Raw genomic sequence first — 2,142 nt, 5'->3', positions numbered from 1 at the left:
TGTAAGAGAGATACTTACCGATTGCGATTACAAAAATGTCAAAGAACTAAATTATAAACAATTGAAAATCAGATGGGATTAAGTGCCCAGCAGTGTTGTTTTATATAAAATCCGTTGGCGGAATAATTATAACGCATACCCGATCTCTTCATGAAATTATTATCAGCCAATCTCGAAGAATGAAGCAATTGAACAAACTGATTGCCCCCCTAATTCCTGATGATGTGTTGATAAAGGAATAGGAGAATATCTTTACAAAAAAGTCTTTGTTCTTTTCCTTTTGAGAAAGAAAACAGAGTTGTCTTTTCTCACTCCTATACAGAAGGTAGATCAGTATACGACTGATGTACCCTCTGTCGTATACTGATGTGGCATCAGTCGTATACTGATCCATACCCTTGTCAGAAGGGGTTCTGGCGGGGGTAGGAGATTGTATCCTGATGGTTGGCCAAGAAAAACGGCATGGTTCGGAAATTTTGTTACAAAGTCCCTCTTGGGGCTATTATCGTAGCTTAAGGTGTTTCATAAAATTATAAAGCATGTAATCGTGCTGAAAATCGGAATACAAGATTCAGAAATGAGTCCTGTATTATTATTATTAATTTTACCTATCGGCAGAATTAACCATGCACTAAATTAATTCCGCCAACGGGTTATATAAACTAATTTTGTTCACTTACTTACAAGTTAAACCTACACTTCTAGTAGCATAAATCGGAAAGAGGTGTAAACAGACAACCAAATTTTCGGATCCGCTTGATATTACCAATCCTAGTAAATCAAAAGATAGCTTACTTGACAAATCTACAGCCGTCTAAAAATGAACAGATAAAGGTAAGTAATAAAAAACGAAAAACATTGTCCGTTATATTTATTTTTTTCTTATTTTTGCATACAACTAAAAGTATCTGATAATCATTGACCTTTAAACTCTACAAAGGAAAATTTTCTGAGAAGTTTTTTCCATCTTTCAATATCAGAAAGAAGAGCGAAGGAGGATAATCACATTGATAATAATGAAAACTAAAACGAATTAACCTGTTTTCTATTTATCACAAAAAAGGCCTTGAAATTAATATGAACTTTAACTAAATAAGAAAAGCTATGAAAACAAAATGGTTTAAAATCCTATACACTGTAGCAGTATTGCTATTCTCGGCTTCTTTTGCCGCGAATGCACAGTTTCGGGCACTGAAAGAAAGAGTAAAAAAAGCTGCGACAGCCCAAATTGTCAAAGAAGTCAATGATACCGAAAAGAAAGTCTCAGACAAGGTACACGAACAAAGAATGTACTCTATTGCCCGACAATCTGATTTTAACGAACAATCCGAACCAGAGGAACTCTTTGCTAATTTAGCCTATGGGCTGAAGCAAATAAAAACAGCCATAGCCGAAAAAGACATGGAACATCTGGCATGCCTGCACTGCTATCAGACCGCCAAACTATTTAGCTTGCTGGGAGCTAATGAAAGAACCGACAAGCAGCAGATGCAAGATTGGTTGACCGAAAATGAGAAGGTTATGAATGAAGCAAACGAACTAATCTACAAAGGTATGCCCGCCTACGATACATCCTCCGAGGAGACAAAGCAAAGCAGCACCTGTGACGTCCTCCAGTTCTACATAGATAAGGTAAACGCACCTTCGGCAGGTGCGAACAGCAAAGAATACTACTTGGCTCAAGCCAATGCTACCAGAGAAATGAGATTATATAAAGGTGACATATCCGCAAAAGATGCCCGATACCAACAACTTTATAAGCAATTGCAGTCTCTTTATGCCTCAATGCGCAGTGAATACAAGCAGACTTGGAAAATGAAAGATGACAATGTCATTATTAAAGAACGAGAAGCTTATTTGGCGGAACAGAAGAGGCAGGCCGAGCAGAAAGAAACAGAACGAAAACAACAAGCCGAACAAGCTGCACGTCGAGCTTCTACCACACAGCCCACACGCCAAACGTCTATCACAAGCAACTCTGGCAATGTAGAAAAGTTCTACAATGGCAGTAACCAACACATCGGCCATATCAATGGTTCATTGGATGTTTTTGAAAAAAATCTATCCCCAAGGTTCAAGAAAAGGCGAAATAGCGTGAATGATTTGTGAGTCAGTCGGTTCTGACTTTCGAGCCTTTCAGTG

General features: G+C 38.0%; 1 protein-coding gene. It reads left to right on the top strand.

Annotated features, from left to right (window positions below):
• Positions 1-1,104 precede the first annotated feature (1,104 nt).
• The gene (locus tag EV202_RS14890) at positions 1,105-2,109 is read left to right on the top strand and encodes a hypothetical protein (RefSeq protein WP_131927615.1); all 1,005 of its coding nucleotides are present in this window, start codon (positions 1,105-1,107) and stop codon (positions 2,107-2,109) included.
• Positions 2,110-2,142: the final 33 nt, after the last annotated feature.

The sequence above is a fragment of the Prevotella heparinolytica genome, from assembly GCF_004342845.1.
Taxonomy (GTDB): Bacteria; Bacteroidota; Bacteroidia; order Bacteroidales; family Bacteroidaceae; genus Bacteroides; species Bacteroides heparinolyticus.
The sequence above is the reverse complement of the archived record's forward strand: the minus strand, read 5'-3'. Positions and strand labels throughout refer to the sequence as shown.

What these genes read in the sequence shown, in the direction of transcription:
- EV202_RS14890 (WP_131927615.1), top strand. Translation starts at nt 1,105, where the DNA reads ATGAAAACAAAATGGTTTAAAATCCTATACACTGTAGCAGTATTGCTA.